This is a genomic window from Enterococcus sp. LJL98, from assembly GCF_054871745.1.
Genome location: NZ_JBTXLU010000004.1, coordinates 121,591 through 145,978, shown reverse-complemented (window position 1 = coordinate 145,978; position 24,388 = coordinate 121,591). Strand labels below are relative to the sequence as shown.

The 24,388-nt window shown below is 41.3% G+C and carries 20 protein-coding genes and 1 pseudogene; 18 read left to right on the top strand and 3 right to left on the bottom strand.

What is annotated here, in order from left to right:
• Positions 1-14: 14 nt before the first annotated feature.
• From ACYSNO_RS05190 to ACYSNO_RS05170, 5 genes are all read left to right on the top strand, one after another.
• On the top strand, positions 15-2,474 hold the full coding sequence (locus ACYSNO_RS05190; RefSeq protein ID WP_461730017.1) for a CoA-disulfide reductase: 2,460 nt from the start codon (positions 15-17) through the stop codon (positions 2,472-2,474).
• Positions 2,475-2,514: 40 nt separating this feature from the next.
• Positions 2,515-2,775, top strand: a complete 261-nt coding sequence (locus ACYSNO_RS05185) for a metal-sensitive transcriptional regulator (protein ID WP_461730016.1) — start codon at positions 2,515-2,517, stop codon at positions 2,773-2,775.
• A 13-nt stretch (positions 2,776-2,788) separates the two neighbouring features.
• Positions 2,789-3,103 carry a DsrE family protein gene (locus ACYSNO_RS05180; protein ID WP_461730015.1) on the top strand — a complete coding sequence of 105 codons (315 nt, stop codon included), beginning with the start codon at positions 2,789-2,791 and terminating at the stop codon, positions 3,101-3,103.
• Positions 3,104-3,209: 106 nt separating this feature from the next.
• On the top strand, positions 3,210-3,893 hold the full coding sequence (locus ACYSNO_RS05175) for an RluA family pseudouridine synthase (RefSeq protein WP_461730014.1): 684 nt from the start codon (positions 3,210-3,212) through the stop codon (positions 3,891-3,893).
• A gap of 32 nt (positions 3,894-3,925) precedes the next feature.
• Positions 3,926-4,591, top strand: coding sequence for an HD domain-containing protein (locus tag ACYSNO_RS05170; RefSeq protein WP_461730013.1), 666 nt, complete (start codon positions 3,926-3,928; stop codon positions 4,589-4,591).
• A gap of 71 nt (positions 4,592-4,662) precedes the next feature.
• Here ACYSNO_RS05170 and ACYSNO_RS05165 read toward each other — a convergent pair whose 3' ends face one another.
• Complete coding sequence (locus ACYSNO_RS05165; RefSeq protein WP_461730012.1) at positions 4,663-5,493, bottom strand: alpha/beta hydrolase; 831 nt, start codon at positions 5,491-5,493, stop codon at positions 4,663-4,665.
• Positions 5,494-5,748: 255 nt separating this feature from the next.
• Between ACYSNO_RS05165 and allE the strand changes: the two genes are divergently transcribed.
• The 7 genes and pseudogenes from allE to allC all read left to right on the top strand — a co-directional run bounded on the left by allE (position 5,749) and on the right by allC (position 13,813).
• Positions 5,749-6,534 (top strand): (S)-ureidoglycine aminohydrolase, encoded by a 786-nt coding sequence (allE, locus tag ACYSNO_RS05160; protein WP_461730011.1) that lies wholly within the window; start codon positions 5,749-5,751, stop codon positions 6,532-6,534.
• A gap of 13 nt (positions 6,535-6,547) precedes the next feature.
• A complete protein-coding gene (gene allD, locus ACYSNO_RS05155; protein WP_461730010.1) occupies positions 6,548-7,615 on the top strand; it encodes an ureidoglycolate dehydrogenase in 1,068 nt (355 codons plus the stop codon).
• Between the two features lie 27 nt (positions 7,616-7,642).
• Positions 7,643-9,406, top strand: a complete 1,764-nt coding sequence (gene fdrA, locus ACYSNO_RS05150) for an acyl-CoA synthetase FdrA (RefSeq protein WP_461730009.1) — start codon at positions 7,643-7,645, stop codon at positions 9,404-9,406.
• 2 nt (positions 9,407-9,408) lie between these two features.
• Positions 9,409-10,674, top strand: a complete 1,266-nt coding sequence (locus ACYSNO_RS05145) for a YlbE family protein (RefSeq protein WP_461730008.1) — start codon at positions 9,409-9,411, stop codon at positions 10,672-10,674.
• A gap of 4 nt (positions 10,675-10,678) precedes the next feature.
• Positions 10,679-11,482 (top strand): annotated as a pseudogene (locus ACYSNO_RS05140) (oxamate carbamoyltransferase subunit AllH family protein); the annotation flags it as partial.
• 39 nt (positions 11,483-11,521) lie between these two features.
• The gene (arcC, locus tag ACYSNO_RS05135; protein WP_461730046.1) at positions 11,522-12,460 is read left to right on the top strand and encodes a carbamate kinase; all 939 of its coding nucleotides are present in this window, start codon (positions 11,522-11,524) and stop codon (positions 12,458-12,460) included.
• 129 nt (positions 12,461-12,589) lie between these two features.
• Entirely contained in the window at positions 12,590-13,813 is a 1,224-nt protein-coding gene (gene allC, locus ACYSNO_RS05130) for an allantoate deiminase (RefSeq protein ID WP_461730007.1), read from the top strand.
• A gap of 241 nt (positions 13,814-14,054) precedes the next feature.
• On the opposite strand, the gene ACYSNO_RS05125 is transcribed toward allC, so the two are convergent.
• On the bottom strand, positions 14,055-15,686 hold the full coding sequence (locus tag ACYSNO_RS05125) for a PucR family transcriptional regulator (RefSeq protein WP_461730006.1): 1,632 nt from the start codon (positions 15,684-15,686) through the stop codon (positions 14,055-14,057).
• Positions 15,687-15,866: 180 nt separating this feature from the next.
• Here ACYSNO_RS05125 and ACYSNO_RS05120 point away from each other — a divergent pair, with 180 nt between their 5' ends.
• The 5 genes from ACYSNO_RS05120 to ACYSNO_RS05100 all read left to right on the top strand — a co-directional run bounded on the left by ACYSNO_RS05120 (position 15,867) and on the right by ACYSNO_RS05100 (position 22,045).
• The gene (locus ACYSNO_RS05120) at positions 15,867-17,075 is read left to right on the top strand and encodes a pyridoxal-phosphate-dependent aminotransferase family protein (RefSeq protein WP_461730005.1); all 1,209 of its coding nucleotides are present in this window, start codon (positions 15,867-15,869) and stop codon (positions 17,073-17,075) included.
• 121 nt (positions 17,076-17,196) lie between these two features.
• Entirely contained in the window at positions 17,197-17,541 is a 345-nt protein-coding gene (locus ACYSNO_RS05115; RefSeq protein ID WP_461730004.1) for a cupin domain-containing protein, read from the top strand.
• Between the two features lie 297 nt (positions 17,542-17,838).
• Positions 17,839-19,338 carry an allantoin permease gene (gene allW / locus ACYSNO_RS05110; protein WP_461730003.1) on the top strand — a complete coding sequence of 500 codons (1,500 nt, stop codon included), beginning with the start codon at positions 17,839-17,841 and terminating at the stop codon, positions 19,336-19,338.
• Positions 19,339-19,340: 2 nt separating this feature from the next.
• Positions 19,341-20,705: an allantoinase AllB gene (gene allB, locus ACYSNO_RS05105; protein ID WP_461730002.1), complete on the top strand. Its 1,365-nt coding sequence runs from the start codon at positions 19,341-19,343 to the stop codon at positions 20,703-20,705.
• Positions 20,706-20,806: 101 nt separating this feature from the next.
• Entirely contained in the window at positions 20,807-22,045 is a 1,239-nt protein-coding gene (locus ACYSNO_RS05100) for an MFS transporter (RefSeq protein WP_461730045.1), read from the top strand.
• Between the two features lie 29 nt (positions 22,046-22,074).
• Here the strand turns inward: ACYSNO_RS05100 and ACYSNO_RS05095 are convergent, their stop codons facing one another.
• A complete protein-coding gene (locus ACYSNO_RS05095) occupies positions 22,075-22,914 on the bottom strand; it encodes a helix-turn-helix domain-containing protein (protein WP_461730001.1) in 840 nt (279 codons plus the stop codon).
• A gap of 610 nt (positions 22,915-23,524) precedes the next feature.
• Between ACYSNO_RS05095 and ACYSNO_RS05090 the strand changes: the two genes are divergently transcribed.
• Positions 23,525-24,307, top strand: a complete 783-nt coding sequence (locus ACYSNO_RS05090) for a sulfite exporter TauE/SafE family protein (protein WP_461730000.1) — start codon at positions 23,525-23,527, stop codon at positions 24,305-24,307.
• Positions 24,308-24,388: the final 81 nt, after the last annotated feature.

Below are 24,388 nucleotides of genomic sequence, written 5' to 3'. Positions count from 1 at the left end.
GGGATTAAAGAAAGATGGCAAAGAAAATTTTAATTGTAGGAGGCGTTGCAGGTGGGGCTACGGCAGCGACTCGTTTACGTCGTTTAAATGAAGAAGATCAGATTATTTTATTTGAAAAAGGGGAATATATTTCCTTTGCGAATTGCGGATTACCTTATCATGTTGGTGGGGTAATCAAAGAAAGGGAGAGTCTGTTACTTCAGACAGTTGAAGGGATGGAGCAGCAATACCATTTAGATATTCGAAATTATTCAGAAGTCACAAAAATTGATTCTGAGGCTAAGAAAGTGACCGTCTATCATCATGGAACCCAAGAAAGCTATGAAGAAAGCTATGACAAACTGATTCTATCTACGGGAGCCAAAGCGATCGTTCCTCCTATTCCTGGTTTGAAAGAAGCGCAGAATGTTTTCTCTTTAAGAAATATCCCTGATATGGATCAAATTCAACGATATATAAAAGAAAAGAATGTGAAAACGGCGACAGTCATTGGTGGTGGCTTCATCGGCTTGGAGATGATGGAGAATCTACATGAGTTAGGCATCCAAGTTCAGCTCGTTGAGATGGCGCCTCAAGTCATGCCCAACATTGATTTTGAGATGGCACAACAAATCCATCAGCAGATGAATTTACATGGGGTTCATTTAATCTTGAATGATGGATTAAAAGAAATTCAAGAAGCTGGCAATCGTCTTGTTTTGACTAGCGGAAAGGTTCTGTATTCAGATTTAACGATTCTAGCGATTGGTGTGACCCCAGAAAATACCCTTGCAAAAGAGGCTGGCTTGGACCTAGGCTTTCGTGGTGGCATCAAAGTTGACGAACATTTTCAGACGAGTCAAAAAGAGATTTATGCCATTGGGGATATGATTGAAGTAACCGATTTTGTGACAAAATCAGCGACGCATGTTCCCTTAGCTTGGCCAGCGAATCGTCAAGGGCGTTTAGTGGCGGATGTCTTGAACGGACTCACCATTGACTATCCAGGAACGATGGGTACATCTGTGGCGAAAGTCTTTGAATTAACGATTGCTTCAACAGGGAATAGTGAGCGTTTGTTGCAACAAAAAGAAATTGATTATCAGGCCATTCATTTACATCCGAACTCCCATGCTGGCTACTATCCAGGCGCAAGCCCAATTCATCTGAAACTACTCTATGGTCAGGATGGTCAAATTTTGGGGGCTCAGGCGATTGGTACGAAAGGGGTCGAAAAACGCATAGACGTGATTGCAACAGCCATGCGTTTTGGTGGAAAGGCAGAGGAGTTAGCAAGTGTTGAGTTGGCTTATGCGCCCCCGTATTCGAGTGCCAAGGACCCAGTAAACCTCCTAGGGTATACAGCAGATAATTTAATGCAAGGTAAAGTGGCAACTATTCAGTGGCATGAAGTAAATTCTTTGTTAAAAGAAGAAGCCTTCTTCCTCGATATTCGAGAAGATTTTGAATTATCAACAGGAAAACTACCCAACCATAAGTGGATTCCTTTAAATCAATTACGCCGACGCTTAGATGAACTGCCGAAAGACGAAATAATCTATGTTTATTGCCAAGTGGGTCAAAGAGGCTATAATGCGGCCAGAGTATTAATGGCTCATGGTTTTCAAGTGAAGAATTTGGATGGAGGCTATAAGACCTATAAGCAAGCCATTTATCAACCGAAAACCATTGCTTTAGCAAATCCAGTGGCCCATCCGCTAAAATCAGCTGTGGAAAAGGTTCAATCTGTGGCCCCTGTAGTTGAAATTGATGCTTGTGGTTTACAATGTCCGGGTCCGATTTTAAAAGTAAAACAAGAAATCGATAAAATGGCAGATGGTCAACAACTAAAAATATTGGCCAGTGACTTTGGTTTCAGTGCAGATATTGCAGCTTGGTGTGAAAATACAGGCAATACTTTAATATCCAGTGATTTGAAAAATAATCAAGTCGTTGCTCTGATTGAAAAAGGTCAAGGAAGCACAGAAGTAACCCCAACCGGACCACTGACTGAGGGTGTTTTAAGAGAGACGAAAGATGGCGCAACTATGGTTGTTTTTAGTGGCGATATGGATAAAGTGTTAGCTTCGATGATTATTGCTTCTGGAGCGGCTGCCATGGGGAAAGAAGTGACTCTATTCTTTACTTTCTGGGGATTAAGTGCCCTTAAAAAGCAACAAATTAAAAAGCGTGGTCTAGCTAAAATGTTTGATCTCATGCTACCAAAAGGTGCTGCTTCAATGCCGATATCTTCAATGAATATGGGCGGCATGGGGAGCAAAATGATGAAACATATTATGAAGCAAAAAAATGTGGATTCTTTACCAGTGATGATTGAACAGGCTCAACAATTGGGGATAAAATTCGTTGCCTGTACGATGAGTATGGATATTATGGGAATCGAACAAAGTGAACTTTATGATTTTGTTGAATATGGTGGTGTTGCAACCTATTTAGGGGATAGCGAAACGGCGAACTTGAACTTGTTCATCTAGTCAGGGTAGAATAAGAATAAAAGAAAGCCTAGGTGATGACATGGAAAAAGAAAACAAAAAAATTATCAATCGTTTGCGTCGCACAGAAGGGCAGCTACGTGGAATCCAAAAAATGATTGAGGAAGAGCAAGAGTGCATGGATGTGATTACCCAATTAACAGCTGTTCGTTCTGGTATCGATCGTGTGATGGGAATGATAATGGCAGAAAATTTGAAGAACTGTTTTATTGATCCTGAAAAAGATCCCGAAGAGCAAGCGAAGAAATTAGAGCAAGCGATTAATATGATTATTAAAAAATAAGAGGTGAAGTGCGATGCAAGTAGTCTTTCATTTAAGTGAACTTGAGAAATGGCAGATGGCCAAAGGAAATATCAAAAATTTATTGGCTGTTGATCCGTTGATTGCTGTCATTCTGGTCGTCAATGGACCTGCAATTAAAGGTTATTTTTCTGAGGAGCACCAGGAATTTATTGCCAACACGCCAGTCACCCTTTTTGCTTGTCGGAATGCATTGAGAGGCAATGAGTTGCCAGAAACAGATTTACCTGAAAAAGTGACGGTTGTTCCAGCAGGAGTCTATGCATTGGTAGAGTTGCAAACGAAAGGCTATAGTTATATTAAAGTCTAAATTTAAAGGAATCAATGGAAAGGATGCTCTTTTAAAAAGAGCATCCTTTTTTTGGTGGGATATGCTATGATGTTGGGAATAGCATAAATTAAGGGAGAAGGATTGCATGAAAGTGCCAATATTATATGAGGATAATCATCTTTTATTGGTCGAAAAACCGGTGAATTTACCGGTACAAGAAGACAGTAGTCGTGACTTAGATTTACTCAATCTATTAAAAGACGGCATCAAAAAAAGAGACAATAAACCTGGAAATGTGTACTTAGGACTCGTCCATCGCTTGGATCGTCCAGTTGGGGGGGCGATTGTGTTTGCGAAAACTTCAAAAGCTGCTTCACGGTTATCTGACATGATGCGTCGGCAAGTGATTGCACGAAAATATTGGGCAGTCATTCAAGGCGTGCCAAAGAAAAAATCAGGCCAACTCATCGACTATTTATTTAAAAACACCAAAAAGAATCAAGTTTCGATTGTCGATAAAAATCATGCTCAAGGAAAGAAAGCCATTTTAAATTACCAAGTGCTAGCCAGTCAAAAAGGGCTCAGTCTCGTCGAAGTTCAATTAGAAACGGGGCGTCCACATCAAATTCGCGTCCAACTGGCTGGGATGGGGCATCCGATTTATGGCGATCAACGGTATGGTCGAGAATTTAGCCGAGTAGGGCAACAGATTGCTCTTTGGGCGCATTCTTTGGAACTGGAACATCCAACTAAAAAAGAACCTGTTGGCGGCTACTCGTATCCACCGCGAGAGTATCCATGGGATTTGTGGAAACAAACAAAAAAATAAGAAACAACCGTTTTGTTAAAGGAGAGAAGCGCTTGTCTGTGTTTGAAATGATCGCAAGTGATGAAGAAATAAAAGAGATTTATCGAAAAATTGAGCGCTATGAAGATGAAACGGGTGGTTGGGCATATCATAATTGGCAACATGTCGAGAATGTGACGGCAATGACTGCAAGTATATTAAAACAATTGGGTGTTTCAGATGATTACTTAGAAGCGGCAAAAATCGCTGCTCTTTTGCATGACGTCGGTGCTTTGGAAGGAAAGGAAAACCATGCATTTCGTGGAAGAATTTTTTCTGCAGCATACTTTAAAAAGCATGACCTACATTTACCCTATGAACAAGAAATACTATCAGCCATTGCAGATCACAGTAATGGCTTTGAATCAGATGAGTTACTGACGCTAGCTTTGATCCTTAGTGATAAGTTAGATATTACAAAATCACGAGTAGCAAAAGCTGGTTACGAGACTCCCGGTATGCGACAATTACAGTTTATAACGGCGATTCAAATTGAAATTTCAGCGGAGGTTTTTTGTGTGGATTTTGTGGCCAAGCAGGAAATCGATCTTCAAGAGTTCGAAAATTTTTATTTTATTCAGAAAGTCTTTCGTGCGATCGCTGCCTTTGCATGCAAAATTGCTCGAAGACCTGTGATTTTACTGAATCACCGTCCTTGGGTGGTTGTTTTTGATAAGTAAAACAAAAAAAGAATCAAATTCTCTTTTTGAAAGGATTTGATTCTTTTTTATTCTCGAGAATCAGCAAAAACCTAGCGTTTAACAAAATCAATTACTTGTTGATAAATAGCTAAATTTTCAGCAGAAACTTGACGATCAAAATCATGTTCTTCCCCAGGGATGGTTAATAAGACACTATGAGGGACGATTTTTTGGGCTTTTTCCGATAAGTCATACGGCACATCAGCATCTTTCCTACAGTGAATAAAAATGGTTGGTGGAAAAGTGGCTAGTTCTTCTTCCGTTACGGAAAAAGTTGGAATGTCCCGCAAGGAAGGTAAAATTCGTGGCAACCAGTTGCCGAATTGTCGCCCAGATAAATAAATCGGATAGCGTTTGCCCATCTCGCCAGCGACGATTGGTTGCGGTTCAAGTAGCGTATCCACATCCATGGGAGCGACTCTGGGAAAGACCAGATAACTTGGGTTTGGTTGACGAAAGGCAGGAACGTCTAACGTATAGTATCCATAGAAATGAATCAAACGGGTCGGTTGGAAACCGCCTTTAATTAAGAGGTCAGCTAAATAACTGCCAGCAGAGCGTCCCATTAAAAGGTACTCTTGAGAGAAACCCCATTCGGGCAGCTGTTGAATAACGGTGGTGAGGGTTTCTTTTAAGGTTTCTAAAATAAATGGTAATTTGGCTTCAGGAGCGAGAAGATAATCCAGAGTAATCAAAGGATGCCCGGCGGTAGTAAACGCTTCGATGTAAGGAAGAGGTAAATCGTCTCTTTGACCAAAGACCAGTCCTCCGCCATGTAAGTAAATGATAGGTGCTTGGGTTGCCGCGCTTGGTCGATACAGAGTCGCTTCGATGGTCAAGTTTTCTTTCGTTAAAATCTGTGAAATTTCTTTAGTGAACATGCGTCATCCTCCTAGATAAGTCTGATGTTTCTTCTTAGTTTAAAACATCCTATCAATTATTTTATGTCACAAAGATACAAAATGAAAGGATTATTTGTAGGACATGCACAATGACGGACAGTCAAGAAGCGCTTACAATAGGTTTAGAGATTGATTGAAGGCAGGAAGATTGTCACAGCATTCAAGGTCTAGTTTTTTCACAAACAATCGAATGTCCCTCAAAAGATGAACAAAAGAAAGAGGAGAGAGTGCATTATGGGTTACAAAAATAATCGAGTAGGCTATCAAAAAGAAATTTTAACATCAAGAGGAATTGTTCGTAAAAACAATTACGCGTTACTTCCTCATGATGGCTTAGTTAAAAATTCCATTCCAGGATTCGTGAATGTTGATATTTCCATTTTAGGTTCTCCACGTTTAGGTGCAAACTTTGTTGATTACATTGCCACATTCTTAGAAGGGGGTGCGCAAGAAACAGGTTTTGGTGGTGAAGGCGTCCAAACCATGGTTTACGTAATTGAAGGAAAATTAACGGTTTCAGATGGCACAGAAGAACATACGCTAGAAACAGGTGGTTATGCTTATTTCCCAGCAGGTGTTAAGATGTTTATGAAGAATGCGCAGACAGAAAATACAGAAGTCTTCCTATATAAGAAGCGTTATGAAGTTTTAGAAGGGCATGAAGCCTACAAAGTGATTGGCAATGTCAAAGACTTAACGCCAATTGAATACGAAGGCATGTCAGATGTTTTATACTATGAGTTCTTACCAACAGACTTAGCTTTCGATATGAACTTGCATATCTTAACCTTCCAACCAGGAGCAAGTCACGCTTACATTGAAACTCATTTTCAAGAACATGGGGCTTACTTATTAAGCGGTCAAGGCATGTACAACCTGGATAACGAATGGTACCCGGTGGAAAAAGGAGATTACATCTTTATGAGTTCCTATGTTCAACAAGCAGCTTATGCAGTTGGTCGTGAAGAGCCACTTTCTTATGTGTATTCAAAAGATTGTAACCGAGATCCAGAAATTTAAGGAGTCGAATGTGATGTCAGAGACAGAAATTACGGTAGTTGCACCAGGCAAACTACACGAATTAATTAAAAATAAATTGATGCAAGCGGGTCTGCAAGAAGATCATGCAGAAGAAACAGCCAAGCATCTTGTCTTTGCGGACGCCTCAGGGATTCATTCCCATGGGGCCGTTCGTGTGGATTATTATGCGGAAAGAATTTCAAAAGGTGGGACAACCCTAGCGCCAGAAATTACTTTTGAAAAAACGGGACCTTCGACAGGAATCGTTCATTGTGATAATGGGATGGGGCAGTATGTTTGTAATGAAGCGTTGAAGTATGCATTAGAAATGGTCGAAGAATCCGGCTTGGCTTTTGTTGGTGTTTCTCAAACAGGTCATAGTGGCGCCTTGTCTTACTACGTGAAACAAGCGGCAGAAAAAGGTTACGTTGCTTTATCGATGTGTCAATCCGATCCGATGGTTGTCCCTTTTGGCGGTAGTGAAAATTACTTTGGCACCAATCCGATTGCCTTTGCAGTCCCATGTGAAGGGCAACCCCCCGTTGTGTTTGACATGGCAACGACGGTTCAAGCTTGGGGGAAAATTTTAGATGCGCGTTCGAAGCAAAGAGAGATTCCAAATACGTGGGCGGTCGATAAAGAGGGGAATCCAACAACGGACCCCAATTCTGTAAACGGTTTATTACCAATCGCAGGACCCAAAGGTTATGGGTTGATGATGATGGTAGATATTTTAGCCGGTTCTTTGCTTGGTTTACCCTTTGGCAAACACGTGTCATCCATGTATGATGATTTAACGGCAAAACGGAATTTAGGACAAATGTATTTACTGATTGATCCCGCGAAATTTACGGATCCGGTCGCTTTCCAACAGCGTATCTTGCAAATGGTGGAAGAGTTGCACGCAATCAAACCAGCACAAGGATTTTCACAAGTTTATTATCCAGGTGAGTTAGGTCAGAAAACTTACGAGACGTATATGGCAGAAGGTATTCCAATTGCCACCCCAATTTTTGACTATTTGGAAAGTGACACGGTTCACTTTGACCAATATGGTGGTAAAGGTGCCTTCGCAAAATAACAAATCAGAAAGAGAGTGACGAACGGGATGTTACACACAATTATCGAGAAAAATAGTTATCAAGATTCCATCGTTTTAATGTTATTAACGAATCATTTAGAAGAAATGGCTGGTGTCAATAGTATTTCCGTGATGATGGGCACACCTGCCAATAAAGACATCTTTAAAACAGGTGGGTTATATACAGACGAACTGGAAACTGCAACACCAAATGATATGGTGATTGTTGCCGATTTAGAGAGTGCCGATTTGATTGATGGAATTGTCGAGTCAGCCAAAGCCTATTTAGAGGAACAAGGGAAGAAAAATAAAGGTGGCACGACAGAAGAGCACGTAAAAACCTGGGATAAAGCCTTAGAATTAGGGGAAGACGCCTCTGTTGCGATTTTTTCAATTCCTGGAACGCATGCGGCTCTTGAAATTGAAAAAGCCATTGATGCTGGCAAACATGTTTTTTGTTTCAGTGATAACGTTGCTTTAGAAGATGAAGTGCGTTTAAAACAACTGGCACATGAAAAAGGTTTATTATTAATGGGTCCTGACTGTGGAACAGGTATTATTAACGGTGTGCCAATTGCCTTTACCAATGCCGTACGTAAAGGGAAAATTGGTGTGATTGGTGCTTCTGGAACAGGAATCCAAGAAGTAACGACGATTATTCACAAATTAGGTGGTGGCGTGACGCATGCCATTGGTACGGGTGGCCGTGACTTGAAAGAAGCAGTTGACGGGATTACCTTTAAAGATAGTATCGCCTTGTTAGAGCAAGATCCAGATGTGGCTGTCATTGTTGCTTTATCAAAACCACCAGCGGCTCGTGTGCGCGGGGAGATTTTAGATTTATTACGTGCGTCAAGTAAACCCGTAGTAACGATTTTCTTAGGTGAAAAACCAGAAAATCATGAAAAGGGCTTGTACCATGCACATACCTTAGAAGAAACCGCACAAATTGCAGTTCAATTAGCCAAAGGGGAAGAGCCAACGGGTGTCACAGACACGTTAGTGATTCCAGAAGTAACCTTAAAACCAAGCCAAACACATATTAAAGGCTACTACTCAGGTGGAACTTTAGCTTATGAAGCGGGGATGTTGATTCAAGAAGCGATCGGAACAGGCGCATTAGATGCAGTTGAAGGCTATATTCTAAACGAAGCAGGTCATGAAGTGATGGACTTAGGAGACGACATGTATACCCAAGGAAAACCTCACCCAATGATTGACCCATCAAAACGTAAAGAAATGTTAGAAGTTGCTGGACAAGACGCAGAGACAGCCGTGGTGTTGTTAGATATCGTCTTAGGTTATGGTTCCCACGATGACATGGCAAGTGCTTTGGCCCCAACGATTAAACAAGTTAAAGCAGACGCGCAAGCAGATGGACGTGAGCTAGCGATTCTTGCAACGATTGTTGGAACAGATGAAGACCCACAAGACATGAATGCGCAACGTCAAATTTTAGAAGAAGCAGGCGTGATTGTTTGTCAAAGTAATGCGCAAGCTGTGAAAATGGCTTTAGGAATCATTGGCAAGCCTTTAACCGAAGAAGAAAAACCGGTCATTGCAAAAGAGGCAACAACGGTAACTATTCCAAAAGTAGCCAATACATTAGCCGCATTATTAATGACCGACAAATTTTTAAACATCGGACTAAGTAGCTTTGCCAGTGCGATTACCAATCATGGAGGCAAAGTCATTCAATTTGATTGGCAACCGGTAGCAGGCGGCAATGTCCAATTGCAAAAAGCGTTGAACTTCTTGAATAAAGTATCATTGAAAGGCGAGGGGAAATAAGAATGGTCTATCAAACAATTGATGAAGCAAACCAAGCAGTGGTTGCTAAAATTATCGCAGGCGCACCGTATTTATTAGATGTGGTTCCTGCGCATACAGTGATTGACGAATTAACAAAAGGAAAAGTCTTGCTACATGCGGGACCTCCAATTAAATATGAACAAATGGTTGACCCCATTCAAGGCGCTTGTGTCGGAGCGGTCTTATTTGAAGGCTGGGCAGAAACAGCGGAAGAAGCCCGCAAAATTCTAGAAGCAGGAGAAGTCACCTTAATCCCTTGTCACCATGTGGACGCAGTCGGACCAATGGGTGGCATTACATCTGCGAACATGCCGGTTTTAGTGGTTGAAAATAAAACCGACGGCAACCGTGCCTATTGTCAAATGAACGAAGGGATCGGGGCAGTTTTACGTTTTGGTGCCAATGGAGAAGATGTGATTAATCGTTTGCGTTGGATGCGTGATGTGTTAGGTCCCGTATTAAGTAAAGCGATGAAAGTTCGTGGCGAGATGAATATTAACGTCCTTGTAGCAAAATGTATTGCGATGGGAGATGAGTTCCATCAACGGAACATTGCAGGCTCGTTAGCATTCTTAAAAGAAGTCGCACCAAGTATTGTCAAGTTAACCGATGTCGACCAAACAGAAAAAGAAGAAGTCATGCAATTTTTAGCAGATACGGATCAATTCTTCCTAAACATTATGATGGCTGCTTCAAAAGCGGTCATGGATGGTGCGCGTTTGATTGAAGAAGGAACAATTGTAACGGCAATGTGTCGTAACGGCTACGAGTTTGGTATCCGGATTGCTGGCATGGGTGACGAGTGGTTCACAGGACCGGTAAATACACCAAAAGGTCTCTATTTCTCAGGGTTCTCTGAAGCAGATGCTGCGCCAGATATGGGAGACAGTGCGATTACGGAAACCTATGGTGTTGGCGGTATGTCAATGATTGCAGCACCTGCAGTGACACGTTTTGTCGGAACGGGCGGTTTCTACGATGCATTGAAAACAAGTGATGAAATGACGGAAATTACGATTGATCATAACCCGAATTTCCCAGTTCCAACGTGGGATTTCCAAGGAATTCCAATTGGAATTGATGCACGTAAGGTCGTAGAGACTGGAATTTTACCAGTTATCAATACTGGAATTGCGAATAAAGAAGCAGGTAAAGGGCAAATCGGTGCGGGGACAGTCACACCACCAATCGATTGTTTTGAAAAAGCAGTCTTGGCTTACGCAAAAAAATTAGGATTTAAGGAATAAAAAAATGAGACACTTACAAGGAAAAGCAGATGGCTCTTTGCTGAAATTGCAGCCGACGACTTGGTTTTTACATAGTACCTACCAACGAACCTTTAATTTAACCAATGAGAATCAAACGACTCTAATTCTTGTGGCGCCAATGGATTACCCCCTTTTACCGGGGGGGATTTATTTGCCCACGTCGGTATTCGAAAAGGTGTTTGCAGAGATTAAACAGTTAGTCAAGGTAAGTCTGAGGAAAGACCAACTCGTCTTCTTTTGGGAGCAAAAGACCGTGACCCTTCCGTTACAAGAATCTTTTGACGCTCAACTAAAAGAAAAGGCCTCCGTTTTACAAAGTGAGTGTCTTTTTTTACAAAAATTAAGCGAACGTCCGGAAATGACGGGCTTTGATCAACCTTTAACGTCTTTTTCGAAAGCGGATACGCTACCTTTTCAAACAGAGATTCGCGGATTGTTTTCGTCAGATTTTCAAGTAAGAGAACAAAGCGTTCATTATTTTATCGGACGTGGTCGGGGCTTAACCCCTTCAGGAGATGATTTTCTTTTAGGCTGGCTTTTGGTCCAACAACTAAGGGGAATTTCGGCTCAAAATGATCAACTCATTGAATCAAAAGCGGAGAGCCGTTACTATACTACGGATGTGAGCCGTCATTATTTAAGGCAGGCAGCTCATCATCGTTACAGTGCGGCCCTTTTGCAGTTAGGTAGCTATTTACTTACAACAACAAATGAACAAACGATGGCCCAAGGGATTGCAGAGGTTTTGGCGCACGGTCAAACTTCAGGTGCGGATACGCTTGCAGGAATTGCGGCAACGTTAATTGAATTGAGGAGGAAGAAATACATGGCACAACGTGTAGTAATTGCTCTTGGTGGGAATGCGATTTTGCGCCCAGGACAAGAAGCAACAGTTGAGGTACAAAGGCAAAACATTCAAACAAGCGCAGAGCAAATTGCGAAAATTGAGGCATTAAATTACGAGGTTGTTTTAACGCATGGAAATGGTCCCCAAGTTGGAAATATCCTGCAACAAAACGAGTTAGCAAAAGATGTTGTCCCCCCTTTTCCATTAGATGTTTGTAATGCAGAATCGCAAGGATTTATCGGCTATATGCTTGAACAAAGCATCAAGAATCGACTGCATGAAACGAAATCAACGGCAGATGTTGTGACCTTACTGACTCAAATTGAAGTCAGCAAAGAAGATCCAGCATTTGAACATCCAACAAAACCGATTGGTGTTTTTTACACTGAAGAAGAGGCAAAAAACTTAACGGATGAAAAGGGTTGGGTCATGATGGAAGATGCTGGACGAGGGTATCGTCGAGCGGTGGCTTCTCCTTTACCGCAACGAATTCATGGCGTTGATGCAATCACGCATTTAGCTGCAAGAAATATGGTTGTGATTGCAGGTGGCGGTGGCGGCATTCCTGTCTATCGCGATGCCGATGGACAATTGGTTGGTCTAGAAGCAGTCATTGACAAAGACCGAACAGGGAAAAAGTTAGCAGAGCAGGTGGATGCAGACGTCTTTATGATGTTAACGGACGTGCCGAATGTGTATATTCATTGGGGCAAACCAAACCAACAAAAATTAGAAGAACTTTCAATTGAAGAGGCACAAGGCTACATGGATGAAGGCCACTTTGCAGATGGGAGTATGGGTCCGAAAATGGGCGCAGCGATTGATTTTGCCCGCAGCGGACGGACAGCGATTATTTGTGCGTTAGATGAAGCAGACTTGGCTTTACAAGGCAAGGCTGGGACACGTATCGTTGGTTAATCCAACCAACGACCGCGCGACCAATCTTTTCTCATGAGTGATTGGTTGCTTTTTTAAAGAAGGCTACGGCAACATGTGAGAGAAAATTGCCCGAACGGCTGAGGGTTTGGGAAATGAGGAGGATTATTGATGGAAATTGCAAAAACATTTGAACGTAGAGACACAGAATTATCAGCGATTGGAAGTGATCCAACGGGTGGACTCACACGTCTTTTGTATACCGATGTTTGGAAAGCAGGACAAGAATACGTGAAGGCGGAAATGGAAAGTTTTGGAATGGTCACGTGCTACGACGAGATTGGCAACTTATATGGTCGCTTGGCGGGCACGGAAAAACCAGAAGAAACCATTCTATCGGGTTCACACATTGATACGGTTGTGAATGGGGGACACCTAGATGGGCAATACGGCATTTTAGCTGCGATGACGGCCATGGAATACTTAGTGGCAACGCACGGACAGCCGAAACGTTCAATGGAAGTGATCTCAATGGCAGAGGAAGAAGGCAGTCGTTTCCCAACGGTTTTTTGGGGCAGTAAAAATTTTATGGGGGAAGCGCAAAACGAAGAAGTTGCCGAGATTACAGATGCTAAAGGGTTGAAATTTGTCGATGAAATGCGCCGACAAGGGTTTGATTTTAAAGCAGAACAAACACGTCGTGAAGACATCAAGGCCTTTGTTGAAATTCACATTGAACAAGGAAATGTTTTAGAAAACGAGGCGCTTCAAATTGGGATTGTCAACAACATTGTTGGACAACGTCGTTACGCAGTGACTTTAAAAGGCCAAGCCAACCATGCAGGTACGACACCGATGGGTTATCGTCATGATGCCGTGTATGGTTTTGCTAAGATTTGTAGTGAAGCGATTGATCGAGCAGTAGCTTTTGGCGACCCACTCGTGCTAACATTTGGTCAAGTCATTCCAAAGCCAAATACAGTGAACGTGGTTCCGGGTGAAGTCGAATTTTCAATTGATTGTCGGCACACAGATGCAGAAATTTTAGCGGACTTTACAAAGGATCTGGAAGCCCGGATGGAAGCAATTGCCAAAGCACATGGCTTAACAATTGAGATTGATCGTTGGATGGATGAAGCACCCGTACCTATGGCGACAGAGATTGTGGAAGTTATCGAAAAGAAAGCGAAAGAAGGCAATTATAAATACAAAGTAATGCATAGTGGCGCAGGCCATGATTCCCAGATTATAGCGCCGCATTATCCAAGTGCGATGATTTTTGTTCCAAGTATCGGAGGGATTAGTCACAACCCTGCCGAAGCAACAAAAATGGAAGATTTAATTGAAGGAATCAAGATGTTAGCAGATACCTTCTATGAATTAGCATACAAATAATATGACCTCCTTATGAAATGACTGGTTGGGCTGAAAAGGCCAATCAGTGAAAAAGTGTGCGAAAAGGGGCTGTGACATCTGTCACAGCCCCTCTTGGTATTTTACGAACGTTTGGCGAATAAGCGGGCAACAAAAGGCTGCTCTTTCGAAAACTTCACGAAATCCGAGCAATTGAAAAAGTCAATTGTTCGAATTTTCCTCTAGATTCTCAGAGCAAAGCGACTTGTGTTACCTCTCCTTTTTAGGTTGTGGCTTGGTTTTCGGATAATTCGAGAGCGATTCTTAAGGCGAGACTATTTTCTGGGTTTTGGACGGATAAACCTAAAAGCTCTTCGCATTGTTTGATACGATATTTAATGGTGTTGCGGTGTAAATATAAGGCATTGGCAGTCTTGGTGATTTCACAATTAAAACCTAAAAAACTTTTGAGCGTTTTGCGCAATTCAATCAAGGCAGGGTCGGTGGGATAAGCCAGGACTTGTAAGGTATGTTCGCAAAAATAATGAATATCTTTTAAATTTAATTTTTCAAATAAACCGTCCAATCCTTTTGGTTGATAATATTGAATCATTGGCGGGTGTAGTAGTTGCTTGGTCGTTTCTAACGCGGCCAAGGCCTCAATATAGGAGTCGCCAATTTCCTCTACCCGTTCATGGGTATTGCCAAAAGCAAATCGCAAAGTAATCGGCAAAATACGACCTAATTCTTCAATGAGATGGGTGAGTAATTGTTCGGTATTTTCTTGTGTCGATTGGAAGAGGAGAAACACGTTGTTGGTATTTCTTAATTTGAAAACGGCGACGTCTTTCAATCTTAGTGGTAAATACTCATTTAACCAGTTGGCTACCAGCTGTCCTTCTTCTTTTTTATAACGTAAATGATTTTCTGTCTCTTCATTGGCTAAGCAATAACCGATGGCCATTTGGTAGGATTTACTTTTAACTAAGCCGTAACTCTTCCCTAAGTCAAGCCAGTTTCTTGGTTGGTGATTCATTTTCGCATCAATCAGTTGCGCGTAAAAATCGGTTTTTAAATGTGCTAATGACTTTTGGACTTCTTGGTTTTTGTATAGCATTAAAGTTAAAACCAAAATCGCTTGGTCAATGGCAAATTCAGAAATTGGATAAGGAATTTTTTCTGGCGTTAAGATCATTAAGTAAAAGGGAAAATAGTGATTCACCTTAATCGGATAACTCGTCATTTGAATGGATTTTCCATCAGGTTCTTGCAAAATGAAAGAAGCTTGTTCGCGATCAATTCTTTGGAAGTCTTCGGCTGAGAGCTGGTGGATATAGTGTGACGCGGGTTTTCCTTCATCAGAAAAATGACGGGAATGTGCCATGATTTTATGCCAAGGGCTTAATAAAATTATTGGTACATTAATAATCTTTCCAAATTCAGCAATGAAGCGGGCGTTGCTCACATCGTGCATCAGTAAATCTGAAAACCGATTTTGGATATCAAAGGCGTAAGACATTTGTTGGGTTTTATCATTCCATAGATAACTTAGCATTTCATGCAACAAGGCGCCGAGGGGTTGCGTATCAGGTACTTTGATAATTGGCAAGTCCACTTCTTCAGCATAGGCGAGAATCTCTGGATCTAATTTTTTTAAAAAACGTCCGACTTTAATCCCTAAAGCGGCAACTTCATGTTCTTTTAACTCGAGAATCATTTTCTTTAATCCTGATTGATTCTCTTTATAGCTCATCGCAGTCGTTAAAATAATCGTGTTTTTAGGAATATAGTTGGCCACGTCTGGCGTTTCGGTAATTTCAGCACTTTCTACCGGATGGTCCAGTGATTTATGGGCGGACAAAACCATTAAATCTGAAAAGCGTGGTGTGTTCAAAAGATCTTGTAGTGTTTTCAATTGCTTCACCTCAAATTCACTCTATTCACTTCATTGTACTAAAAAACAGTTAGAAAACCTAGTTGTTTTATTACTTTCGCACAAATAATCCGAAAAATTAGTCTATTGTGCATAATGTAACGAAAGCGCTTTTCCGTTAGACTAGCAGTAAGAACAAATAGAAAGAGATGAGGGATAGGCATGTATCAACAACCAATTTTTGAAGGAAGAACAATTATGACTCCTGGTCCAGTCGAGGCACACCCTGCTGTGTTACGTCAAATGGTGCAACCCATTTTAGGCCAATTTGATCCTGAGTTTTTAAAAATAATGGATGAAATTAAAGAGATGATCAAAGTTCCCTTTGGCACGAAAAATAAGCAAGCATTTGCAATTGATGGAACGTCACGTTCGGGGTTAGAAGCTGCCTTATTTGCTTTAATTGAGCCTGGTGATAAGGTATTGATTCCAGCTTATGGCCGCTTTGCCTATTTATTAGGTGAAATCTGCCAACGAGCGCAAGCGGAAATCGTGTGGTTAGAAAAGGATTGGGAAGCACCGTTTGCGGAAAGTGACGTTATCGCAGCCATTGACGAACACCAACCGAAAATTGTGGCGATGGTGCATGGGGAAACAGCCAACGCCCAAATGCAACCACTCGGGGAGATCGGTGCCTATTGTCGTCAAAAGGATATTTTCTTTGTTGTTGATATGGTTGCGACTTATGGTGGCATTGAATTGAAAGTCGACGAGTGGCAAGTCGATATCGCGATTGCCGGCACGCAAAAATGTGTCAGTGTCCCGTCAGGCATGTCCTTAATTACTTATAATGAAAGAGTCGAAAACTATATCAATCCACGTTATCAAAAAGAATTAGGCTTAGGCAACGATCAACAAAGCGATCGATATGTTAGAAGTAACTATCTTGATTTAACGCAGTTACAACGTTACTGGGGGCCAGAACGGATTAATCATCATACCGAAGCGACTTCAATGATTTATGCCTTGCATGAGGGACTCCGTTTGCTTTTATTGGAAGGAATGGACAATGTCTATGCACGTCACGCGAAAAACGATCGTATTCTAACGGAAAGCATGGAGAAAATGGGGCTGAAAATCTTTGGAAACCGTGCAACGAAAATGGGAACCGTGATTCCAGTCTTTATTCCAGAGGGGATCGATGGGGAAGAAGTTCGCTCCTTGTTACTGGAACAGTTTAAGATTGAAATCGCCTCTTCTTTTGGCTCGCTTAAAGGAAAGATTTGGCGTGTGGGAAATATGGGATATAGCAGTCGTCAAACAAACGTGTTACACTTTTTGAGTGCTTTTGAAACGGTACTAAAAAAAGTTGGTTATGAATTTGAGTACGGTGCAGGGAGTACTTACGCCTTAGAAGAATATCTTAAATAAGTAAAGAAAGAAAAATATCTGACGAGGGAAGCCAACAGTCTTTCGAGTCGTCAGGTATTTTTTTAAAGGAATCGTTGAGAGCGGTTTCTTTTTCGAAAAAGAAGGAAGGAGTGAAGTTCGGATGTTGAATCGTCTCTTTAAACTCAAGGACCTTGCCCAATTTGATCCCGTGCAAGGGAAAAAAAACATTTTTTATGAAACGGAGCGAACTGCTGGGGCTGTTTGGTGCTTGGAACCTGGTCAAGTCTTGCCAACGCATACCCATGCAGCAGCAGATGATTTATGGATTTGTTTGCAAGGGGAAGGCACTTTTTATCCTGGTGAGGGGCAAGAAGTACCAATTACCGCCGGAGACTTAATTGTTTCTCGACCCGGTGAGCAACATGGGATGAAAAACACTGGCTCGGAACGTTTTATCTGTGTCGGAGTTGCTGGGCCGATGCCCTTAGATTTTATTCCCAAATAATTTCACAAAAAAAAAGGAAGTTTGCCAATAGCTGGAGCAGACTTCCTTTTTTTGAACGTTCCTTTTTATGCATTCTGCTTTAGTTATTTTGAACAAACGAAAAAAGTGATTTGTGGTTTGCGGACAATGCATGCAGCGGTGAAAATGCTTACAATGAGGGTGATAAAAGGTTGAAGGGCTTTAGAGTCACATTTCGAAAGAGGATAAAAAAAAAGCGCGCGCAGCAAATCAAGAGCTTTTATCAAATACAATAAATGTAAGGGCTTTTATTCGTGAAGAAAAGGAGTTTAATCGAAAATGAAAGACTATCAAGTAACGAAGGAAGAAATTGCTCGCTTCAGTAAGCGACACTACAATGAGGACCTGTTACCCAAGACTGCCGATAAGCGGAATATGGGGGTAAAGAATTTCTTTACCTTGTGGATGGGTTCTGTGCACAATATTCCTAATTATACAGCAGTTGGAGGGTTCATCTTTTTAGGCCTCTCGCCAATTAACGTCATGTTGGCATTAGCAATTAGTGCACTCTTTGTCTCCGCCTTTATGGCTTTTAATGGGAAAGCGGGATCAAAATATGGGATTCCTTTTGCCATGCATCTACGGGCAACCTATGGAAACTTAGGTGCGAAACTACCTGGTTTCTTACGTGGGGGCGTTGCAGCGATTGCTTGGTTCGGACTCCAAAATTATACCGGATCCTTGGCCTTGTTAATTATGCTAGGGAAAATCTGGCCAGGATTTTTAGAAATTGGCGGTAGTACAAAGATTTTAGGAATTGGGATTCCAGGCCTGATTGCCTTTACGCTCTTTTGGTTTGTCAACGTGTTAATCGGACTAGGTGGGGGTGGCATTTTAAATAAGTTCACGGCAATCTTAAGTCCACTAATCTACGTTGTTGTTGGTGGTATGGCGATTTGGGCCTTGCGAGCAGCAGGCGGACTTGGTCCGATCTTAGCGTATAATCTTTCGGATGCAACGAGTAAAATCAACCCTATTTGGGCCTACTTGATTATTTTTAATTCTGTCTTAGCTGTTTGGGCCGCACCAGGAGCGAGTGTTTCGGACTTTACTCAAAATGCCAAATCAACGAAAGCTCAAATGCTTGGCCAAACCTTGAGTCTGATGGTAGCCTATCTGATGTTTGCCATTTCTAGTGTGGTGATTTTAATTGGCGGTTCGATTCATTATGGGATTCAAGAATGGAATATTTTGAATTTAATCGAACGTTGGGATAATTTTCCTGCAATTATTTTAGCAATGGCTGTCTTTTTATTAACGACCATTTCGACCAACGCTACTGGGAATATCATTCCAGCAGGTTATCAGTTGACGGCACTTTTTCCAAAGAAATTAAACTACAAATCAGGTGTGATTATTGCCAGTGTGATTAGTTTCCTCATTATGCCTTGGAAATTAATGGAAAATGCCGATAGTATCTTTATCTTTTTAAATGCCATCGGTGCGGTTTTAGGTCCAGTTGCTGGTGTGATGATTGCGAATTATTTCTTTGTGCAAAAGGAACAAATTGATTTAGATGATTTGTATATGGATGTTGAAGCCAGTGAGGAACAAAATCAATATTACGGCTTAAATCGTCCAGCCTATATTGCAACGATTCTTGCTTTAATTTTGTCTTTAAGTGGGCAGTTTATCCCAAGTCTGAAATTTATTTCTGATATCTCATGGTTTATGGGCTTTATTTCAGCCTTCATTCTTTACCTAGTATTAAAAAAAACGACAACAGTCAAAGAAACAATCACCATCTATGAAAAATCCCAACAAAGAGAGGAAGTATAAAAATGAGTCATGATTTAGTCATCAAAAATGGATTAGTTATTTTAGAAAACGGAGAGGTGAAGACCGATGTTGCTGTCAAAGACGGTGTGATTGTCGCCATTGGAGAGAACCTTGAAGGCAAGGAGGTTCTTGATGCAAGCGGGTTAATCGTAAGTCCTGGGATGGTGGATGCTCATGTTCATATCACGGATCCAGGTGGAAACTATCGCGATGAGTGGGAAGGCTACGTGACAGGGACGGCGGCTTGTGCCAAAGGTGGCGTGACTTCAATTATGGAGATGCCTTTAAATCAAATTCCGGCAACGGTCGATGGGAAAAGCATTGAGATTAAATACCATGCAGGAAAAGACAAATTAAAAGTGGATGTGGCTTCTTATGGTGGACTCGTGCCCTTTAATTTAGAAGGTGGCATTCAAGAATTAGATGCTCATGGAGCAGCGGCCTACAAATGTTTCTTAGGAACTTGTGGCGACCGGACCATTGACGGTGATTTTGAGAATGTTGATGACTATTCCTTATATGAGGGGATGAAACAAATTGCCAAGACAGGTAAAGTGTTAGCTGTGCATGCAGAAAATCCTGATATTACTGACCGTTTAGGTGAAATTGCTTATAAAAACGGCGAGACAACGTTAGCTGCCTATGTTGCAACCCGTCCAGTCTTTACCGAAGTGGAATCCATTCGACGGGTGATTTACTTAGCCAAAGTAACAGGCTGTCGTGTGCATATTTGTCATATTGCTTGTCAAGAAGGCGTCGACGAAGTCATTAAAGCACAACAAGAAGGGGTCGATGTGACGTGCGAAACTTGTACGCACTACCTGTATTTCACGACGGATGAGTTGGATGCAATTGGCCCAGTCGTGAAGTGTTCTCCGCCCATTCGTGATGAAAAACAACAAGCAGGACTTTGGAAACATGTCGAAAATGGGGGCTTAGATTTTATTACTTCCGATCACTCGCCATGTACACCTGATTTAAAGGACAAGACCAATGCATTTGAAGCATGGGGAGGCATCTCAGGTATTCAAAACAACGTGGATATCTTGTTTGATGAAGGCGTTCAAAAGCGTGGGCTATCCCTTAAAAAGTTTGCAGAATTGATTGCAACGAATCCAGCCGATCGTTTTGGCTTAGAACAAAAAGGCCGGATTAGTATTGGGAAGGATGCCGACTTTGTGTTAATTAAACCCAATGCACCTTATACGCTACAAGCAGAAGATTTAGAATATCGTAATAAAATAAGTCCGTATATCGGACGTGAAATCGGTGCGCAAGTTGCCCATACAATTTTACGTGGTCAAACGATCTATAGTCAAAATGAGGGAGTGACAGCCGCGTTCCCAGGCGTATTTATCAAAAAATAACCATTAAAAGATTGTTGGCAAATCGGTGACTCGCCAACAATCTTTTTTGTGCCAAAAATCAATCAAATCAAGTGTGAATTAATCAAATGAGAGTTAGGATGATGAATATGAATGAAAAACAAACGGGCTTTCCTTACTGGCAAAAAATCGTCGCCGTTTTAACTGCGGGATGGATTGTTATCTGGATTTATCGGACAGTTTTAACCCCGATCTATCCAATTGTGAGTGCTTATTTTGGTGGCGCAACCGACGCACAACTCGGTAATATTTCTAGTTTTTACTTTTTAGGGTATGTCATGATGCAAATTCCATCCGGTTTATTGGTGGACAAATTAGGGAAAAAGACAGTTTTAATTCCGGGTTTTCTGCTATTTGGCTTAGGGACAAGCATCGTGGCGCTTTCTTCTACGTTACCCATCTTGTTTGCGGGCAGTATTTTGGCAGGGTTAGGTTGTGGAACTTTTTATGGAGTCGCTTATTCACTGACAGCAGAATATGTTCCAAGTAATAAACGAAGCCTAGCGACTGCGATTGTGAATAGTGGGACGGCGGTGGGAAGTGGCTTGGGCCTCGTGTCGTCTAGCTATTTTGTTGGAAACGGGATACTGCCATGGCAAACTTTGATTTGGGTAACGGTCGGACTCATTCTTGTGATGACGGTAATTTTTTTAAAAGTCATCAAAAAAGGAAAAGTGGTTCCAGTGAAGGGAGAATCCCAAGCGACAGGTGTCAAACGAAGCTCCTCCTTCACGCAACTGTTTCGACCACATATGATTGCGGCGTATGTCTTATATTTTTCAACCTTATACACGTATTACTTAATTGATACTTGGTTACCGAATTTTTTAGAGACCGAACGCGGTTTTGAAGGAACAGCGATTGGCTTTGTTTCTTCCTTGGTTTTCTTTTCGGCCATCCCAGGCGCGCTGATTTTTAGCCGAATGGCGGATGTCTTACCTGAAAAAAAAGTAGCGATTATTATTGGCTTAGAAATCATGGCTGCTGGGATGCTATTTTTCATGATTAGTGCTCCCAATCAAACTTTGGTCATTATTGGGATTGTCGCATACGGTTTTTTTGGTAAGCTAGCAGTCGAACCAATAATTATTTCATGGTTAAGCCAGTTTGCGCCGCGAAAAAGTATCGCTACCACTTATGGCGTCTTTAATTTTTTTGGAATGACTGCCTCGGTGATTGTTCCTTCGCTGACTGGGAAAATATCTGATGCAACAGGTTCGAAAATTTATGCCTTCTATCTAGCGATTGGCATTATTTTAATTGGAACGACGATTTTCTTCTTAGTGAATCAATTGGCGAAGCAACCAAAAGAAGTGTTTTAGCAGTCGTTCAATTGTTTTCCACGGGTCAATCAAATGTTTATAAAAGACAAAGGGGGTGTGACAGTTGTCGCAACCTCTTTTTGTTCCGCGACAAAAAAACTTTCACCCAGTGATGGAACCGTTATTTCGTTGGAGTCAACGAACCGGCTATTTTCTGGTTGGAAAAGTAAAGAAAAATCGGTCTTATTTAGGTGATCAAAAAAAGCAGAGGAAACGAGCCATTCACGCCCTAAATAGGTCCATGCTCTTTCCGTCAATAAAAAAGGCAAGTCGAGCGTTGGTGTACAGGCTACGTCATTCAAAGATTGTCCTGTTTGAATTCGTAAATTTTGGGTTTCTTCGAAGCGTTCGAACAGTTCACTAGGCGAACGCCAGTCAAAAGGAGGGTCAAATATTAATGAGAGAAACCAACCTAGCCAACGAATTTGATACTCACAGCCTTGTAGCGTCGGATGGGACTCGAAGGAAAGCTTTATTTGATACGGTTTTAAAAACAGTTGCAATTTTTTTAAGTATCTTCTGATGGTTGATGGGCTACAATAAAATACTTTTTCCAAGTCGCGGCAACGAGCGAAGGGGGATTCAAAAAGATACCATAATAGCTGTAAGGTAGTATTTTCTTGAAGGAGTTGTAAGTAGAGCTCGCGTTTGGTTACTGGACTCGTGACTAAGAAAATTTGTTGATCATTCAGCTGAAAAAAAGGCCACCCCGTCTTTTTGCGCCAGTGAGAGAGCTGGTGTTCGATCATACGAGGCGAACGTTGCAACCCCTCGCTGACGACGGAAAGAAAAAGAGAAGACGTTTCGTTTCCTTGTTGTAAAAGAAGATGGATGATTTTTTCTTGTAGATTAAAAAGTTGATAGACCATTGTTTTCACCTCAAAAGTAAAATAACGGATTTGCTTTTTTGTTGCTGAAAAACAAAGGGCTTTGTAGTTGATTTTTGGTTTGAATGAAGGGGTTTTGTTGACAATTGTTCGAAAAACGAGGGTTTTCCTTCGCGACATAAGTTAAGAAAAGCTTAAGAAAACCATACTTGTCATCTAGCAATGAAAAGAGGGAGGGAAGCCTCTTTTTCTTTCTTAAAACCTTGGTGCTATCGGCTTTCCTCTGAGTGGTCCTCGTTGAACTTTCGGTAGTTTTTGATGCTTCGAAAAGGTTTTGGTCAAAAGGAGGCAGTATTGGCCAAAGTTTGTGAAATTGATTTTTGGTAAGGTTGTTAAATAAATCTTTCTTCAAATTTCTATTCACGAAGATGAGGAAAAACAGCTTTTTTATCCTTTAAATTGTAGCTTTTTACCAAAAGCTCGTTTGCGAAAAAAAATGAGAAGTGATAAAATAAAGAGTTTTGTTTTTTTATCTTACTTTTAAGGGAGAAAAATAACGGAAATGGCATATTCGCACAAGTTTGATGATTGTTTATCTGATGGGAAAAGAGTAGGATAAAGAAAAGGAGAACAAAAAAAGGGGGAAAGAAAAATGTGGATTGGACTACTCTATTTTTTAGTGATTGTCTTAGCCAATACAATTGGTGCCATCTCAGGAATGGGTGGGGGAGTCATTATTAAGCCCATTTTTGATTTAATTGGCATCCATAGTGTCGCGGCGATCTCTTTTTATGCGGCGGTAGCAGTTTTTGTGATGGCGTTCGTTTCGACGTATCGACAAATTCAAAATGGCATTCAGATACAATGGAAGGTGGCTGGTTGGATTTCATTTGGTGCGGTGGTAGGAGGTGTTTTAGGCAGTCAAGCTTTAAACCAATTGTTAACCCTCTTTTCAAATGAAGATTGGGTGACAATGATTCAAATTGTCCTTACAGTGTTAACACTTTTGTTTGCTTTTTTCTATTCTTATTTTGATTGGAGAAGTTTTCGCCTAAATCGTGTCTGGTGGTACCTGTTTTGCGGGTTGACATTAGGCTTTCTAGCTAGTTTATTAGGAATTGGCGGTGGACCGATTAATGTGTCCTTGTTGGTTTTATTGTTTTCGATGCCGATCAAAGAAGCGACCGTTTATTCGATCTGTACGATTTTCTTTTCACAATTAGCCAAACTCGTCACCATTTTCCTAACAACAGGGTATTCGGTCTACGATCGAAGCGTCTTGCCGTATATTATTGTGGCAGCCATGCTAGGTGGGTTTTTAGGCGCACGCTTTAGCGGGATTTTATCTCCCAAAAAGGTGACGTTGGTTTTCCAAGCTGTTATTTTACTTGTCTTACTCGTCAATATCTATAACGGTGTGATGCTCTTTATTTAAAAGGAAAAAAAGAGGAACACCTAGGATGGGGACAAGCAGATTAATTGCATTTTATTTAAAAAAAATTATGCTTATATAGGA